The sequence below is a fragment of the Streptomyces flaveolus genome, assembly GCF_014648815.1.
In the GTDB taxonomy this organism is placed as follows: domain Bacteria; phylum Actinomycetota; class Actinomycetes; order Streptomycetales; family Streptomycetaceae; genus Streptomyces; species Streptomyces flaveolus.
In genome coordinates this window covers 161,133-176,847 of sequence record NZ_BMRV01000001.1, presented here as the reverse complement: position 1 = coordinate 176,847, position 15,715 = coordinate 161,133, and the positions used below count along the sequence as shown (strand labels likewise).

Annotated in this window: 12 protein-coding genes; 8 read left to right on the top strand and 4 right to left on the bottom strand. The window is 75.5% G+C overall.

Annotation, left to right across the window (positions count from 1 at the left end):
• Positions 1-253: 253 nt before the first annotated feature.
• Genes IEZ05_RS00755 through IEZ05_RS00740 form a run of 4 tightly spaced genes read left to right on the top strand, consistent with a single transcriptional unit; the run spans position 254 to position 4,683 of the window.
• Complete coding sequence (locus IEZ05_RS00755) at positions 254-784, top strand: toxin (protein ID WP_189227958.1); 531 nt, start codon at positions 254-256, stop codon at positions 782-784.
• Positions 781-1,977 carry an MAB_1171c family putative transporter gene (locus tag IEZ05_RS00750; RefSeq protein WP_229869546.1) on the top strand — a complete coding sequence of 399 codons (1,197 nt, stop codon included), beginning with the start codon at positions 781-783 and terminating at the stop codon, positions 1,975-1,977. The genes IEZ05_RS00755 and IEZ05_RS00750 overlap by 4 nt, the downstream gene beginning before the upstream one ends.
• A 60-nt stretch (positions 1,978-2,037) precedes the next feature.
• Positions 2,038-3,225, top strand: coding sequence for an MAB_1171c family putative transporter (locus IEZ05_RS00745; protein WP_189227957.1), 1,188 nt, complete (start codon positions 2,038-2,040; stop codon positions 3,223-3,225).
• Positions 3,226-3,279: 54 nt separating this feature from the next.
• Positions 3,280-4,683: an NAD(P)/FAD-dependent oxidoreductase gene (locus IEZ05_RS00740; protein WP_229869545.1), complete on the top strand. Its 1,404-nt coding sequence runs from the start codon at positions 3,280-3,282 to the stop codon at positions 4,681-4,683.
• A 192-nt stretch (positions 4,684-4,875) separates the two neighbouring features.
• On the opposite strand, the gene IEZ05_RS00735 is transcribed toward IEZ05_RS00740, so the two are convergent.
• Positions 4,876-5,724, bottom strand: coding sequence for an SMP-30/gluconolactonase/LRE family protein (locus IEZ05_RS00735; RefSeq protein ID WP_189227956.1), 849 nt, complete (start codon positions 5,722-5,724; stop codon positions 4,876-4,878).
• Positions 5,721-6,494, bottom strand: a complete 774-nt coding sequence (locus IEZ05_RS00730) for an IclR family transcriptional regulator (protein WP_189227955.1) — start codon at positions 6,492-6,494, stop codon at positions 5,721-5,723. Before IEZ05_RS00730 ends, IEZ05_RS00735 begins: the two co-directional genes overlap by 4 nt.
• Before the next feature lie 162 nt (positions 6,495-6,656).
• On the opposite strand from IEZ05_RS00730, the gene IEZ05_RS00725 reads away from it, so the two are divergent.
• Entirely contained in the window at positions 6,657-7,256 is a 600-nt protein-coding gene (locus IEZ05_RS00725) for an RNA-binding protein (RefSeq protein ID WP_189227954.1), read from the top strand.
• Here the strand turns inward: IEZ05_RS00725 and IEZ05_RS00720 are convergent.
• Positions 7,207-8,121 carry an ATP-grasp domain-containing protein gene (locus IEZ05_RS00720; RefSeq protein ID WP_189227953.1) on the bottom strand — a complete coding sequence of 305 codons (915 nt, stop codon included), beginning with the start codon at positions 8,119-8,121 and terminating at the stop codon, positions 7,207-7,209. The genes IEZ05_RS00725 and IEZ05_RS00720 overlap by 50 nt on opposite strands.
• A gap of 128 nt (positions 8,122-8,249) precedes the next feature.
• Between IEZ05_RS00720 and IEZ05_RS00715 the strand changes: the two genes are divergently transcribed.
• The 3 genes from IEZ05_RS00715 (at position 8,250) to IEZ05_RS00705 (ending at position 11,802) form a co-directional block, all read left to right on the top strand.
• A complete protein-coding gene (locus tag IEZ05_RS00715; protein ID WP_189227952.1) occupies positions 8,250-8,879 on the top strand; it encodes an O-methyltransferase in 630 nt (209 codons plus the stop codon).
• An 87-nt stretch (positions 8,880-8,966) separates the two neighbouring features.
• Positions 8,967-10,445: an acyl-CoA synthetase gene (locus IEZ05_RS00710; protein ID WP_189227951.1), complete on the top strand. Its 1,479-nt coding sequence runs from the start codon at positions 8,967-8,969 to the stop codon at positions 10,443-10,445.
• Positions 10,438-11,802, top strand: coding sequence for a carboxyl transferase domain-containing protein (locus IEZ05_RS00705; protein ID WP_189227950.1), 1,365 nt, complete (start codon positions 10,438-10,440; stop codon positions 11,800-11,802). The genes IEZ05_RS00710 and IEZ05_RS00705 overlap by 8 nt, the downstream gene beginning before the upstream one ends.
• Positions 11,803-12,033: 231 nt before the next feature.
• On the opposite strand, the gene IEZ05_RS00700 is transcribed toward IEZ05_RS00705, so the two are convergent.
• Positions 12,034-15,642 (bottom strand): S8 family serine peptidase, encoded by a 3,609-nt coding sequence (locus tag IEZ05_RS00700; protein WP_189227949.1) that lies wholly within the window; start codon positions 15,640-15,642, stop codon positions 12,034-12,036.
• Positions 15,643-15,715: the final 73 nt, after the last annotated feature.

Here is a 15,715-nt window from a genome sequence, read left to right as displayed (position 1 = left end):
ATAAGTCGCGCAGGACTTTCGCGCGGCGGAGCGCTTTTCTCATGGAACGGCGGTCTCCGGATCGCGGGACGCGGGCAGAGGCGGGCGCGTAACGTGGCCTTCTCCCGCGCCTCGTGCCATCCCGACGCCCTGCGGGCGGTCCCCCGCCGCCGGGTCACCACCCGGAGGTGGCTGAGCGGACGGGAGTCTTGGCATATTGCACGGGTGGACCGCGCGGCACCCCGCGAGCGGAACGGGACCCGGGAGGAGAACGGTGCGTACGAGCAGGCAGATGCGTCGCCTCGCCGACGCGCTCATCGACCCCATCCGGGTGCCGGTCCCCGCGGACCCGGAGGCCCTGTTCGAGGCGCTCGTCGCGTCCGTCGCCGCGTGGCGGGGCCGCGAGATCGTGGTCCGCCGGGAGACCTTCCCGCCGCACACCGCCAGCGGGCTGTGGCTGGAGGCCGGGACGCACGACGTCGTGGTGGTCGACCGGCGGGCCGCCGTGTGGCACCAGATCGTGATCCTCTGCCACGAGGTGTGGCACATGAGCCGGCACGCGGCGGACCCGGAAGCGGAACCGTCCCCGGCCGGGGACGGCAGGCCCCGCGCCGTCGCCGCGCGCACGGACTTCAGCCTGACCGAGGAGCAGGAGGCCGACCGCTTCGGCATGCTGATGGGCCGCCGGCTGCGCGGCTGGCTGGAGGCCCCGGAGGACTCCGTGTACGCGGCGCGGGACGACGACGCCGAGGGCCTGGCCGGACGCATCGGCGCCGCCCTCAACTACCGGGGCCCCCACCGGTGAACGGCCTGGCCAACTACGTCAGCAGCGCCGTGCTGTGGCTCGGCCTGGCGGCCAGGGCCCCCGACCTGGTGCGCCACCGGCACGACCCCTACCTGCGCTCCCTCTGCGCGGTCCTCGGGCTGGCCGGGCTCTGCTTCCTCCTCGGCGCCCCGCCGACCGTCGGCGCCGTCAACCGGCTCAGCGGCGTCCCCAACCTGGCCGCGCCGCTCACCTACGCGTCGATCACCGCGTACGGCGCCGCCGCACAGGTGCTGATCGTGTACTGGCGCGGCGGACCCCGGGTGAGGGTCGTCGCGCGCCGCTGGATCCTCGCGTACACGCTCGTCGTCCTCGGCATCGCGGTCACCTTCGCGCTGGGCGACGCGCCCGTGGAGCGCCGGACCGACCTGGACACCTACTACGCGACGACGCCGTACATCGGCCAGATGATCGTGCTGTACCTGGCCGGGCACCTCACCTCCGTCACGGTCACCACGGTGTCGGCGCTGCGCTGGGCCCGGCAGGTGCGCGGCCCGCTGCGGGTGGGGCTGACGGTGCTGGGGGCCGGCACGCTGTGCAACGCCGGGTACAGCGTCTCCAAGCTGGCGGCGGTGGCCGCGCGCTGGAGCGGGCGGGACTGGCCGGTGCTCGTCACCGGGATCTCCCCGGCGGCGGCCGCGGTGAGCGCCTTCCTGACGGTCGCCGGGATCCTGATCCCGCTGATCGCCCCGCGGGCCGCCGAGTGGCGGCGGGCCGGGCGGACGTACGCGCGGCTGGCGCCGCTGGAGCGGGTGCTCGACGACGTCCTCACCCGGCGCTCCCTGCGGCTGCCCCGGCCGCGCCTGTCCTCCCCCGCGACCCGGCTGGTGTGGCGGCAGACCAGCATCCACAACGCGCTGAGCCATCTCGCCCCGCATCTCGACGGCGCCCTGTACGACCGCGCGCGCGAGGACGCGCTGCGGGCCGGCGGCGACCGCGAGCGGGCCGAGGCGCACGCGTGGGCGGTGGCCGTGGCCTCGGCGGCGCGGGACACGGAACTCTGGGACACTCCCCCCGGGACGTGCGGCGGCCCCCGCTCCGACGCGGCCGGCCGGCTGCCCGACCGGCTGCCCGGACCGGCCGTGCTGGTGCGCATCGCCGACGCGCTGGCCGCCGCCCGCCCCGCCGCCCCGGCCCGGGAGCGCGGCGCGACAGCCGGGGCGGGCGGGGTATGAAGGGGAGGGTGTGGACCGGGCGTCCGTGAACCGGGCGCCGAGCGAACGGAGTTCTCCGGCATGAGTCTCGTCGTGTATCTGGCGGCCGGGGTGTTCGGGCTGTCCTGCCTGGTGCTGCTGCGCCGGCCGCGCGGCCCGGTGCGCAGCCCGCTGGCCCTGTCCACCTGCGCGGCGATCGTCCTCGGCTCCCTGGTCTTCGTCTGCGCGGCTCCGCTGACCCTCGCCGCCGTCAACGACCTCACGGGCGTACCCAACTTCGGGGCGCCCCTGACGTACGGGATGCTGTCGGCCTACAGCTGCTCGCTGCTCGTCCTGCTGATCAACTGGCGGGGCGGTTCCCGCGCGCGGATCCGGCGCCGGGTGCTGCGCAGCATGGGCGCCTACGGAGTGCTGATCGTCGCGCTCGTCGTGCTGTTCGTGCTCGCCGACGCGCACACGGAGCGGCTCACCGACCTCGACACGTACTACGCGAACACCCCGTACATGCGCGAGATGATCCTGCTGTATCTGCTCGGGCACAGCGCCGCGACGCTGGTGATGTGCGCCGTGTGCGTCCGGTGGCTGCGGGAGGTCGACGGGCTGCTGCGGACCGGGCTGCGGCTGATCCTGGCCGGCAGCCTGCTGGACGTGGTGGGCTTCCAGCTGGCCAAGTACACGGCGGTCGTGGCCCGTTGGTGGGGTCACGACCTGGACTTCCTGTCCACGACGCTCGCCCCGCCCATGGCCTCGCTCGGCGCCCTGACCTGCTCCGCCGGTTTCGTGCTGCCGCGGCTGCTGCCGGCGGTGGTGGCCCAGTGGCGAGGGCTGGACGACTACCGCGGGCTGGGCCCCCTGTGGGCGCTGCTGCGGTTCGTGCCGACCGCCCCGAAGCCGCCGGCCGCCTGGTGGCAGCTGCCCCGGGAGCGGCTCCAGTGGCGCGAGGTGTCCATCCACGACGCGCTGCTCGCCCTGGCGCCGTACTTCGACGACGAGGTGCGGGAACGGGAACGGGACGCCGCCCTGCGCGCGGGCCGCTCCGCCCACCAGGCCCGGCTGGCCGCGGAGGCGGCGATGCTCACCGACGCCGCACGCCGCGCCGCCGCGCGGGAGGCGCCCCTGGACACCCCGAGCACGTACCGGCTGCACGCCACGGAGGTCTCCAACCCGGGCGGGCTGGTGGAGCTGGCCCGCACGCTGGCGGCGTCCCCGGCCGGCGACGCCGTGCGTGAAGGTACGGTGAAGGCCGCTCACGGCTGGACCCACGGCTGAACACGTCGGGGTCCGACGGGAGTTGACCGCAGTCCGGCCGAACCGGAGGAGAACGTGTCCCGTAGAGCTGTCGTCATCGGTGCCGGGCTGGCCGGCATGCTGGCCGCGGCGGCGTTGTCCACCGCGGTGGACGAGGTGACCGTGCTGGAGCGCGACGAGCTGCCGGACGGACCGGAGCACCGCCGGGGCCTGCCGCAGGGGCGGCACGCGCATCTGCTGATGGCGGGGGGCCTGGCCGCCATGGAGGACCTCGTGCCCGGCCTCGGGATGCGCAAGCGGCTGCTCGCGGCCGGGGCGCACGAGATATCCCTGAGCTCGGGCATGCTGGCGCTCACGCCCGACGGCTGGCTGCGGCGCTGGCGCCACGAGGGCCCCGCCATGCTCACCTGCAGCCGGGCGCTGCTGGACTGGGCGGTGCGCGAGGCGGTGCTCGAACGGGCCGGGATCGGCATCCGCAGGGCCGGCGTACGGGAGCTGACGGGCGGTCCGGGGCGCGTCACGGGTGTCCGCGTCGCGGCGGCGGACGGGGCCGGGGACGACGTCCTCGACGCCGACCTCGTCGTCGACGCGAGCGGTCGCGGCTCGCGCCTGCCGATCTGGCTGGACGGCCTCGGCGTGACCGGCGTCCGGGAGCGGACCGTGGACTCGGGCCTGGTCAACGCCACCCGCGTCTACCGCGTCCCGGAGGGCGCCGGGCGGTTCCCGCTGACGGTCGTGCAGGCCGACCCGTACGCCTCCCGGCCGGGCCGCAGCGGCATGGTCCTGCCCATCGAGGGCGACCGGTGGATGGTCAGCCTCGCCGGCACGCGGGGCGGCGAGCCGCCGGCGGACCCGGAGGGGTTCCGGCGCTACGCGCTGGAGCTGCCCGACCCGATCGTGGGCCGGCTGATCTCGGGCGCCGAGCCGCTCACCGGGGTGCACGTCAGCCGCAGCACCAGCAATGTGCGGCGCTACGTGGAGAAGGCCCCGCACTGGCCCGAGGGCTTCGTCGTCCTCGGCGACGCGCTGGCCACCTTCAACCCGGCCTACGGGCAGGGCATGTCGGTGGCCGCGCTGGGCGCGCGGGTACTGGCCGGGGAGGTGCGCAGGGCCGGTGTCACCGCGCCCGGTCTCGCCCGCCGCGTGCAGCGCGGGGCGGCCCGGTCGGTCGACGCGGCGTGGGCCCTGGCCGTCGGCCAGGACGTCAGGTACCCGGGCACGCGCGGCGGGAAGCCGAACGCCGCCGACCGGCTCGTCACCGCGTACACCCGGCGCCTGACGAGGACGGCGGCCGGTTCCTATCCGGCGGCCGCCGCCCTGTGGGACGTGACCAGCATCCTGACGGGCCCGGCCCGCGTCCTGCGCCCGGCCACCCTGCTGGCCGCGCTGGCCGGCCCCCCGCTGCCCCCGGCGACCGAGCCCCCGCTGACCCCGTCCGAACGGGACATCCTGCGCGCCCTGGACCGCACCGGCGCGTGAGCGCGCCGCGCGGCGGTCGACGACCTCCCGACCGGCCGCCGAACACCGGGGCGCAGCCGACCGGACCGCCTGGCGCGCGCCCCGCACGCCGCCGGCGGCCGAGCACGCGGGCCACGCCGCCCGGTATCCGAGCGCACGCCTCCGCCCCACGGTGGCCCGGTCCGCGCCGGGCCGCCGGGCGCCGCGCCCCGGTCAGCCCGCGAACGCCGGCTGCCGCAGCCCCTTGCCCGCTCCGGGCACCACCAGGACCGACCCGGCGAGCGGGTGCGGGGCGGTGAGGCCGGTGCGGGCCGTGGTGACGTACAGGTCGGTCAGGCCGGCGCCGCCGAACGCGCAGGCCGTGACGAGCGGGACGGGCAGGTCGATCACCCGGTCCAGCGTGCCGTCCGGCGTGTAGCGGCGTACCGCCGAGCCGCCCCACAGCGCCACCCACACGCAGCCCTCGGCGTCCACGGTGAGTCCGTCGGGGAAGCCGGCGTCCTCCTCGACGGTGACGAAGGGGCGCCGGTCGGCGACCCGGCCGTGCGCGTCGTCGTGGGCGAAGACGTCGATCCGGCGGGTCGGCGAGTCGATGTAGTACATCAGCCGCCCGTCGGGGCTCCAGCCGGTGCCGTTGCTGACCGCGACGTCGTCCAGGACGGTCGTCACGGTGCCGTCGCCGGTGAGGCGGGAGAGCGTGCCGCCGCCGGGGGCCTCGTCGTAGCGCATGGTGCCGGCCCAGAGGCTGCCGTCGGCGGCGACGGCGGCGTCGTTGGCCCGGCGGCCGGGGACGGGGTCGTGGTGGAGCAGGCGGAAGGTCCCGTCGGGGTCGACGACGCCGATGCCGTCCCGCAGGTTCAGGACGAGCCCGCCGCCGGTCCGCGGCTTGGCCGCGCCCACGTGCTGCTCGGTCGTGCGCACCGTCCGCCGCCCGGAGACCGGATCGTAGGTGTGCACGCGGCAGCCCAGGATGTCCACCCAGATCAGCCGGCCCGCGTCCGCGTCCCAGGTCGGTCCCTCGCCGAGGGCGGCCTCGGCCCGTACCGCCACCTCGTACGTCATGCCACGCTCCGGTGGCCGAGGCGCTCGGACAGGTCGGCGGCGCCCTTCACGGCGAGCTCCTCCAGTTCGGCGCGGCGCTCCTCGCTCCAGCGGATCATGGGCACGGAGATCGACAGCGCGGCGACGACCCTGCTGGTGCGGTCCCGGACCGGGGCGGCCACGCAGGACACGTCCGGGTTGGACTCGCGGTTCTCCACCGCGATGCCGCGCTCGCGGATCTCGGCCAGGGCCGCGCGCAGCGAGGCCGGGTCGGTGATGCTGTTCGGCGTCATCGCGGTCAGCTCGGCGCCGTCGGGGAAGCGGGCTTCGACCTCCGGCTCGGGCAGGGAGGCCAGCAGCATCTTGCCGACGGACGTGCAGTGGGCGGGCAGCCGGCGCCCGGCCGCCGAGACCATGCGCACCGCGTGCGTGGAGTCGACCTTCGCGATGTAGATGACGTCGGTGTCCTCCAGGATGGCCACGTGCACGGTCTCGTCGCAGGTCTCGGCGACGCTCCGGGCGACCTGCTGCCCCTCGGCGGCGAGGTCGAGGTGCTCGGCGTAGCGGGCGCCGAGCTGGTAGGGACGCACCCCGAGCCGGTACCGTCCGGGCTGGCCGGCCACGGGGACGATGTACTTGCGGGCGGCGAGCGTGGTGACCAGTTCGTGCACGGTGGTGCGCGGCAGCTGGAGCCGGCGCACGATGTCGGGGGCGGAGAGCGTGCCGTCCCCGTCGAGGAAGAGCTCGAGTATGTCGAGAGCCCGGGTCACGGCTGGTACGAGACGTCCCATGTCCGGCCCCCTCCCTAGGTGTCTCAGGCGCCTGCGGTCGCGATACCCGATGTTCGAGATATCAACAGGCGATCGGAATGGCGAACACAGGCTACTCATACTGCGTTTGCCGGGGCAATGGGCACGCGCGTCCGTCCTGCCCCGGTGAGCGACGATGGGCCCATGTCCTCCTCCCAGCGCCCCGCCGGCCCGTTCACGCCGCTCGACTTCCAGCTGGTGCTGCTGCGCCGCATGGCCGACCACAACCCGGGCCTGGTCGAGGACGCCCGCCGCGAGCTGGGCGCCTCGATCGCGGACATGCGGGAGGCCAACCGGCGCTGGCAGGCGATGATCCGCTCCCCGCGGTCCCGCTCCGCCGCCTCGCGCTACCGCTCGGTGCTGGGCGAGCCCGAGTCGGCGGCCCCGCGCCGCATCGGGGACCTGGAGTGCGAGGCCCGGCAGTGGCCGCTCCCCCTCTGGCCGGACCTGCGCTTCGAGGTGCTCGTGGCCGAGAAGGGCGTCGTCTGGAACGAGTGGCTGGTCCGCGCCCCGGGCGCCGAGGGCCCGCGGCTGCGCACGCTGGACGACCTGACCCCCTGGTCCTGCACGGTCGACGAGGCCGCCCGCGCCTTCTCACCCGCCCGCCCGCTCCAGGGCTCGGCGCCCACCCGGTGGGGCCTCGCCTTCACCGCCCCGGACGCGGAGGGCAGGCCGCACGAGGTGGTCGCGGAGTTCACCTGGGGCCTGCTCCAGCGGACGGCGGCCGACGGCCGGCTGCCCTGACGATCTCCTCGACGACGCGCGGCACCGAGCCCTCGTGCAGCCACAGGAACAGGTTCGGCTCGACCAGCTCCAGCTCCATCACCCGGGGCAGCCCGTCCTCCCCGTCCACCAGGTCGACCCGGGCGTACAGCAGCTCGGGTGCGCCGGGCACGGCGGCCAGGGCCCGTTCGGCGACGGCGCGTTCGGCCGGGGTGGCCTTCCAGGGCTCGAGGCCGGGGTGCGCGACCTTCCGCTCGTCGTAGGGCGTGCCGGGCGTCAGGACGGCCCCCTTGCGGCTGGCGTGCAGCAGTTCCCCGCCGACGTATTGCAGGGCCCGCTCGCCGGCCGTGTCGATGCTGCGCACATACGGCTGCACCATCGCCGTGAACCCCTCGGCGTGCATCCGCTCCACCTGCCGTACGGCGGTGGCGTGCCGGTCGGGCGTGTAGCGGGCGGCGAAGCGGGCGCCGGCGCCGGAGGTCGGCTTGACGACGTACTCGTGGTCGCCGGGCAGGCCGACGGGGTCGCCCGGCGCTATGTACCGGGTGGGGACGACGGGCACCCCGGCCGCCGCCAGCTCCCCGAGGTAGCGCTTGTCGGTGTTCCAGCGCACCACCGCCGCCGGGTTCGCCAGCCGCGTGACCTTCCCGCACGCCTCGGCCCAGGCCGTGAACTCGGCCGCCCGCCAGCTGTAGTCCCAGGTGGACCGGATGACGACGAGATCGAACCCGCCCCAGTCCACCGCGTCGTCGTCCCACACCTCGACGGACGCCTCGGCCCCCGCGCCCCGCAACGCCGCGACCAGCACGGGCAGATCCCGATCGACACTGACCTGCGGCCCGGGACGACAGGTGACGAGAGCGATGCGGGGCGGGGCGGACGGCACGGGGACTCCTCCTGGGGCGCTGCGACCAGCTCGTACGGCAGTGCGACTGCCGGGCAGGCTAACAACATGACGACAACGGGGGGGCCGAGGCCGTGACCCGGTACGCCCGCTGCGGCAGGATCGGCGGCATGTCGATCTCCGGGACGGACGCCTACGACACGGCGGCCGGGATGCTGCCTCCGCTGGTCGGACGGGCGGTGGCCGCCGCCCGGGCCCATGGGTTCCCGTACTCCTGCCGGCCCGAGCAGGGGCGGCTGCTGCACGCCCTGGCGGGCGGGGCGCGCGGGATCATCGGGGAGACGGGCACGGGCTGCGGCGTGGGGCTGGCCTGGCTGGCGTCCGGGGCGGGCGCGGGCGTACGGCTGGTGAGCGTGGAGCGGGATCCCGGGCGCGCGCGGATCGCCGCGGAGGTGTTCGCCGACCGGCCCGGGGTGGAGGTGCTCACCGGCGACTGGGCGCGGATCGGCGAGCGGGGCCCGTACGACCTGCTGGTGCTGGACGGCGGCGGGCAGGGCAAGTCGGAGCACGACCCGGCCGCCGACGTGAGCCGGCTGCTCACCCCCGGCGGCACGGTGGTCCTGGACGACTTCACCCCGGCCACCGGCTGGCCCCCGACGCACGAGGGCCGGGTCGACCGGGCGCGGCTGCACTGGCTGGAGCACCCGGCGCTGCGCACGGTCGAACTGCCCCTGGCCCCGGACCTGGCCACGCTGGTGGGGACACGGCGACGGCCATGCGTGAGTGGGCACGGGACGTGACCGGCGTCAACCTCCCTCGGCGTCGGATCGCCCCGGGGCCGGGGTAGGAAGGGGGTGCCCGTTCCCCGAGTCCTCCAGGAGTGCCGCGTGTCCTCCCTCTTCCCCGCCCTCACCAGCGACCCGGGTGACCACGTCGCCCTGCGGTTCGGCGAACGCTCCCTCACCTACCGGGAGCTGGCCGCGGCGGCCGGGGCCGTCGGCGCACGGGTGCGCGGCGCAGGCCGGGTCGCCGTGTGGGCGGCGCCGGCGATGGAGACCGCCGTCGCCGTCGTGGGCACGCTGCTCGCCGGTGTCGCCGCCGTGCCGCTCAACCCCAGGTCGGGCGGGAAGGAGCTCGGCCACATCCTGTCCGACAGCGCCCCGGCCCTGGTGCTGGCCGCGCCCGGCGACGAGCTGCCCGAGCCGCTCGCCGGGCTGCCGCGCGTGGACGTCGACGTGCGCGCCGCCGGACCCGCCCCGGCGGACGAGGGCGGTGCGGAGGATCCCGCGCTGATCGTCTACACCTCCGGCACCACCGGCCCGCCCAAGGGCGCCGTCATCCCCCGGCGGGCGCTGGCCGCCACCCTGGACGCGCTCGCCGACGCCTGGCGGTGGACCGGCGACGACGTACTGGTGCAGGGGCTGCCGCTGTTCCACGTCCACGGACTGGTGCTCGGGATCCTCGGCCCGCTGCGGCTCGGCGGATCGGTGCGCCACCTCGGCAGGTTCAGCACCGAGGGCGCCGCCCGGGAGCTGAGCGGCGGCGCCACCATGCTGTTCGGGGTGCCGACGATGTACCACCGCATCGCCGAGGCCCTGCCCGGCGACCCGGAACTGGCCAAGGCGCTCGCGGGGGCCCGGCTGCTGGTGTCCGGGTCGGCCGCGCTGCCCGTGCACGACCACGAGCGGATCGCCGCCGCGACCGGACGGCGCGTGATCGAGCGGTACGGCATGACGGAGACCTTGATGCTGTGCTCCTCCCGGTGGACACCCCCGGACCCCCGGCCGAGCGTCCGCGCGGACGGCGAGCCCCGCGCCGGGACCGTGGGCGTGCCGCTGCCGGGGGTGGAGCTGCGGCTCGTGGAGGAGGACGGCACGCGGATCACGGCGTACGACGGGGAGACCGTCGGCGAGATCCAGGTGCGCGGCCCGAACCTGTTCACGGAGTACCTCAACCGCCCCGACGCCACCGCCGCCGCCTTCACCGGCGACGGGTTCTTCCGCACCGGCGACATGGCGGTGCGCGATCCGGACGGCCATGTCCGCATCGTCGGCCGCAAGGCCACCGACCTGATCAAGAGCGGCGGGTACAAGATCGGGGCCGGCGAGATCGAGAACGCGCTGCTCGAACACCCGGGGGTGCGGGAGGCGGCCGTCACCGGGGAGCCCGACCCGGACCTGGGCGAGCGGATCGTGGCCTGGATCGCGCCGGCCGATCCACAGGCGCCGCCTTCCCTGGAGGAGCTGGCCGAGCACGTCGCCGCCCGGCTCGCCCCGCACAAGCGGCCCCGCGTCGTCAGGTACCTCGACGCGCTGCCCCGCAACGAGATGGGCAAGATCATGAAGCGGGCGTTGGACCATGGCTGACCGGCTCTCCGCGCGCGCGTTCCTCGCCCTCCTCACCGACGACTTCGCCGAACTGCCCCGTCCGGACGGCGACGAGGAACCCGACGGCCCGCTCGGCTGGCCCGGCTACGGCGCCCAGCGCGCCCGCGCCGCCGAACGCACCGGCGAGACGGAGTCCGTCGTCTGCGGCACCGGGCACGTCGAGGGCGTCCGGGCCGTGCTGCTCGCCTTCGAGTTCGGGTTCCTCGGCGGCTCGCTCGGCCGGCGCACCGGCGACCGGCTGGAGGCGGCCTACGCGTACGCGCGGGAGCACCGGCTGCCGGTCGTGCCGCTGGTCGCCACCGGAGGCAGCCGGATGCAGGAGGGCATGCTCGCGCTGACCCAGCTCCAGCGCGTCGCCCGGCAGTCGGCGCTCACCCGTCACGCGGGCCTCGCGCAGGTCGCCGTCCTGCGGGACCCGGCCACCGGGGGCGGCTGGGCGACGCTGGGCGCGGGCGCCGACGTGGTCCTCGCGCTGCCCGGCGCCCAGGTGGGCTTCGCCGGTTCCCGGGTCCGGCCGCCGGATGCCGACCCGGCGGCGTACACGGCCGAGGCGCAGGTGGCGGCGGGCAGCGCGGACGCCGTCGTGCCGCCCGGGGAGCTGCGCGGGACGCTGGGGCGCTGGCTGCGGCTGCTGACGGCGCCGTCGGACGCCCCGGCGCCGGTGCCCGGGCCGCTGGGCGCCACGGACCTGCCCGCCACCGGGTGGGACGCGGTCCGGCGGGCCCGGGCGCCCGAACGGCCCCGCGCCGCGGCCTACCTGGACGCCTACTTCGCCCACCGCGTCGCCCTGTCCGGCGACCGCTGCGGCGGCACGGACACCGAGGGCATGCTGTGCGGCTTCGGCGAGCACGCGGGGCGGACGGTCGCGTACGCCGCCCAGACCGGCACGGCGACCGGGCCCGCCGGATTCCGCACCGCCGCCCGGCTGATCCGCCTGGCGGACCGGCTCGGCATCCCGGTGCTGACCCTGGTGGACACCCCGGGCGCGGCGAACGACGCGGAGGCCGAGCGGCAGGGGGCCGGTGCCGCCATCGCCGATCTGTTCGGAGCCGTGGCCTCGGCCAGGACCCCGGTGACCACGCTGGTCATCGGCGAGGGCGGCTCGGGCGGCGCGCTGGCCCTGGCCGCGCCCGGCAGCACCTGGGCCACGCCGGACAGCTACTTCTCCGTCATCGCGCCGGAGCTCGCCGCGGCGATCCTGAAGCGCACACCGGCGGAGGCGGAGGTGACGGCTGACCAACTGCGTTTGAGACCACAGGACTTGGCCGACCTGGGCGTACTGCGGCTTCGAACAGGGGATCAGTTGTTCCCTGGAACAGGTGATCGTCGCTCGTGAGATCGCATGGGGCCCGTGCTCCCAGAGATACTCACGGTGCGCGAGCGACGGGCTGCAGACCGTAGTCGAGCACAGGTCCCACACGATGAATGCGCAAGGAGCTGCACGATCATGAACCTTCTCACCGACATCCTCGCCGGCCTCGTCCACTTCGTCGGCTGGCTGGTCTGACGGTCCGAGAAACACGACGGCGCCGCCTCCCCGTCCCAGGGAGGCGGCGCCGTCCGCGTGCTACCGGACGCCCACGGCCCGCACGATCTCCTGCGTGACCGAGCCGCCCCGGTCGTCGCGCGCCGAGGCCCGCAGCGAGACGTGCTCGGCGCCGCGCGGCACGTCCAGCGTGCCGTGCCAGGACGCGCCCTTGCCGGTCAGCCGGACGGACTTCCAGGTCTTGCCGTCGTCGTAGGACACCTGGAGCGTCCCGCCGCCGATCGTCCCGGTGTCCGGGGCACCCGCCACGTACTCGGCGCCGATGCCGACCGACAGCTTCCGCCCGCCGCGCGCCTCGCCCGCGAGGTCGGTGTCCACGTCGAAGGACAGGTTGATCAGCGGCAGGTAGGTCCAGCGGTCCTCGGGGGTCGCGGCCGACCGGAAGGTCCACTCGGCGTGGCCCCTCGTCCCGATCCCCCAGCGGTCCGCGTCCAGCGCGGTGTCCGTGACCAGCTTGTACGTGTGCTCGTCGGCGGGCGCGTCCCACACGTACGCGGCGGACGACGGCCCGTCGTCGACCAGCTCGCCGTCCAGGTACACCGCCGTGGTCTGGGTCATCCCGCTGCTCTCGCTCCACACGTCGCCGAAGCCGGTGTGGTCGGGACCGGAGTCGCCCCAGCCGGGGGCGTTGAACTGGAGCCGGTTGCCGGCCCGCTGCTGGCCCCAGCCGAGCCCGGTGCCGAGCCACGGGTGCCAGACGGGCTTGAACCAGTCGAGCCCGGGACGCGACCCGCCCTCGTACCGCACCAGACCGCTGCGCTGCTCCAGCGCGCCGTCGGCGGCCTCCACGGACTCGTGCCACAGCTGGCCGCGCCCGGTCGACACGTACTCGGTCCGCTCGGCCGGGTAGTCGATCCGCTCCTTGAAGCCGATGCCGACCGGGAAGGTGTCGGTGATCGAGTACCGGAACTCGCCCCCGCTCACCGGCCGGGCGGCGTGGTACTTCGTGTGCACGGCGGCCAGGTCCCGCTTGCCCGGCGCGTACGTCAGGTCCCGGTCGGGCACCGCGCCGGGGTGCCCCTCGGACAGGTCGTACACGTACGGCGTGTTGCGCGTGCCGGTCATGTCGACGCGGCCCGCGGCGCGCAGCCGGGCGGCGTCGGCGGCGTTGACCGTGGCGATCGGGAGCGGCCGGTCGGCGTTGTCGTCCGTGCCCCACCACGCCATCAGCCGGCCGGGCGCGTCGTCGGTGACGAACAGCGCCTTCGCGCCCGCGTCCTGGGCGGCCTGGGCGAGGGCGGCCGGTTCGGTGCCCTCGGTGAGCCGGGCGAGGACCGCCTTGCCCTTCACCCCGGTGAACGGGCCGGCGCCGACGTCGACGAGCGGCAGTCTGGTCCGGCCCTCGGCGAGGGTGCCGCCCGGCTGCACGACGGCCTCGCCGATCCCCCTGGCCTCCAGCATCGGCTTGCCGAGCCGCCACACGGTCCGGTACTCGAAGCCGCCCTGGGTGACCTTCCCGGTGGGCGCGGCGAAGACGCTGTCGTACATCAGGGGCACCTGCACCGCGCCGAACAGGTCGGAGCCGTTCGCGCTGCGGTCGAACTCCATGAGCAGCTGACGGGTCTCGGTGCGCCGGCCGACGTCGGCGCGGACCTCGCGCAGCTTCCGGCCGTCGAGGGTGATCTCCCGGTCCCGGTCGAGGACGACCTCGGGCGCCGCGAGGAAGCCGAGGCCGAGCGAGTCGGCGCCGTGGCTGCCCCGCACGTCGAGGAAGGAGGTCAGGCTGTACGTCCCCGGGACGAGCCGCAGCTCCAGGGTGCCCGAGTCGCCGACGTGGGCGGGCACGGTGTCGACGCCCGCGGCCAGCCGCTGGACGGCGAGGTCGGCGGCGGTCGCCGCGCCCGCGCGGTCCTTGACGTGGACGGTGAGCGTGTACCGCTCCTCCTCCTTGACCAGTCCGAACGCGGTGTGCGCGACGGGTGTGCCGCCGGCCGAGGCCACGATCTGCCCGCTGGTGCCGCCGACCGGCGCCTTCGCACCGTCCCCGGTCACGGTCGTGGACGCCGTGCCGTGGGCGGGCACGGTGAGCGCGGTGTCGGCGAGCGCGGCGACACCGTCGGGCGCCCCCCGCACGGACAGGCTCAGTTCGACGGGAGCGTCGGAGGAGTTGGTGTAGGTGACGGTGCGGGTGACCGGCTTGTTGCCCTCGTAGGGCCAGGAGTAGAAGCCGAGGTCGGCGCTGCCCGTCGCCGTGATCCGGGCGGCGACGGCGTCGGGCACGCTGACCCGGCCCGCGCCCAGTCGGTAGGCGGAGGCGTCGAGCTGCTTCGACGTGGACATCAGCGCGTCCTTGAGCTGCGCGCCGGTCCAGTCGGGGTGCTTCTCGGCGAGCAGGGCGGCCACCCCGGCGATGTGCGGGGTCGCCATCGACGTGCCGTCCATGGAGGTGTAGTCGCCGGTGCCCTCGCTGAGCCGGGACCGGGCGGCGAGGATGCCGACGCCGGGGGCGGAGAGGTCGGGCTTGAGGGCGTTGTCCCCGTAGCGGGGGCCGGCGCTGGTGAACCAGGCCGCCTGGTCGCCGGAGTCGACGGCGCCGACGGTCAGCGCCGCGTCGGCGGCACCCGGCGAGCCTATGGAGGAGGGCGCGCCGGTGTTCCCGGCGGCGATCACGAACAGCGCGCCGGTCTCACGGGAGAGGGTGTTCACGGCCTGCGCCATGGGATCGGTGCCGTCGCTCGCCTCGGTCGAGCCGAGGCTCATCGAGACGATGTCGGCGTCCACGTCCCGGGCGGCCCACTCCATCCCGGCGATGATCTCGGACTCGCTGCCCGAGCCCTGGTCGTTCAGGACCTTGCCGACGGCGAGCGTGGCGCCGGGGGCGACGCCCTTCTCCTTGCCGTCCGAGGCGGCACCGCTGCCGCCGACGGTGGAGGTGACATGCGTGCCGTGGCCGTGCCGGTCGGCGACCTCCTCCCCCGCGATGAAGCTGCGGCTGCGCGCGATCCGTCCGGCCAGGTCGGGGTGGCCGGCGTCCACGCCGCTGTCCAGCACGGCGACGGTGACGCCCTTGCCGGTCAGCCCGGCCTGCCAGGCGTCGGGGGTGCCGATCTGCGCGTTGCTCTCGGCCATGGCGGCGGTGACCCGCCCGTCGAGCCAGACGCCGTCGATGCCGGCCTGCCCGGTGAACGCCCGCCAGAAGGTACGCCCCTTGTCGGCCTCGACGGCGGCGCCGCGCACGCTGGGCAGCGACCGCGTCCGCTCGGCACCGCGCGGGGTGACGGTCCGCGCGTTCTTCTCGTACGTCACGATCAGCGGCAGCTCGCCGCTCTCACCGTCGGCGAGCCCCTGGCGCAGCAACTCGTCGACGTCGAAGAGCCGTTCGTCGAGCCGCCCGTCGCGCAGATAGGGCAGGGCCTCGTCCGGTACGACGCTGATCCCGCCGTTCGCGTTCTGGGTGCGTACGGCGCCGACGGCGCCCACCGGCCGCTCGACGGTGACGGTCCTCCTGCCGCCGCCGAGGTCGGTGACGGTCACCCGGTCCCCGGTGACGAGGGTGACGGTACGGGTGGCCGCCTGGATGCGCGTTCCCTCGGGAGCCTCCTGCGCCGCCGCCGGCCCGACCGGCAACAGCCCGATCACAAGCCCGGCCGACAGGAGGGTCGCCCCGCGTCTGACTGGTCCTCTGCTCATCCTCGCCTCTCTTCGTGAGTGCTGCGAAGAGTCTCAGGGGGCATGTGTGACAGGGGAGTTGTCCGGACGTGGC

What these genes read in the sequence shown, in the direction of transcription:
- IEZ05_RS00745 (WP_189227957.1), top strand. Translation starts at nt 2,038, where the DNA reads ATGAGTCTCGTCGTGTATCTGGCGGCCGGGGTGTTCGGGCTGTCCTGC.
- IEZ05_RS00735 (WP_189227956.1), bottom strand. Translation starts at nt 5,724, where the DNA reads ATGACGTACGAGGTGGCGGTACGGGCCGAGGCCGCCCTCGGCGAGGGA.
- IEZ05_RS00730 (WP_189227955.1), bottom strand. Translation starts at nt 6,494, where the DNA reads ATGGGACGTCTCGTACCAGCCGTGACCCGGGCTCTCGACATACTCGAG.
- IEZ05_RS00725 (WP_189227954.1), top strand. Translation starts at nt 6,657, where the DNA reads ATGTCCTCCTCCCAGCGCCCCGCCGGCCCGTTCACGCCGCTCGACTTC.
- IEZ05_RS00715 (WP_189227952.1), top strand. Translation starts at nt 8,250, where the DNA reads ATGTCGATCTCCGGGACGGACGCCTACGACACGGCGGCCGGGATGCTG.
- IEZ05_RS00705 (WP_189227950.1), top strand. Translation starts at nt 10,438, where the DNA reads ATGGCTGACCGGCTCTCCGCGCGCGCGTTCCTCGCCCTCCTCACCGAC.
- IEZ05_RS00700 (WP_189227949.1), bottom strand. Translation starts at nt 15,642, where the DNA reads ATGAGCAGAGGACCAGTCAGACGCGGGGCGACCCTCCTGTCGGCCGGG.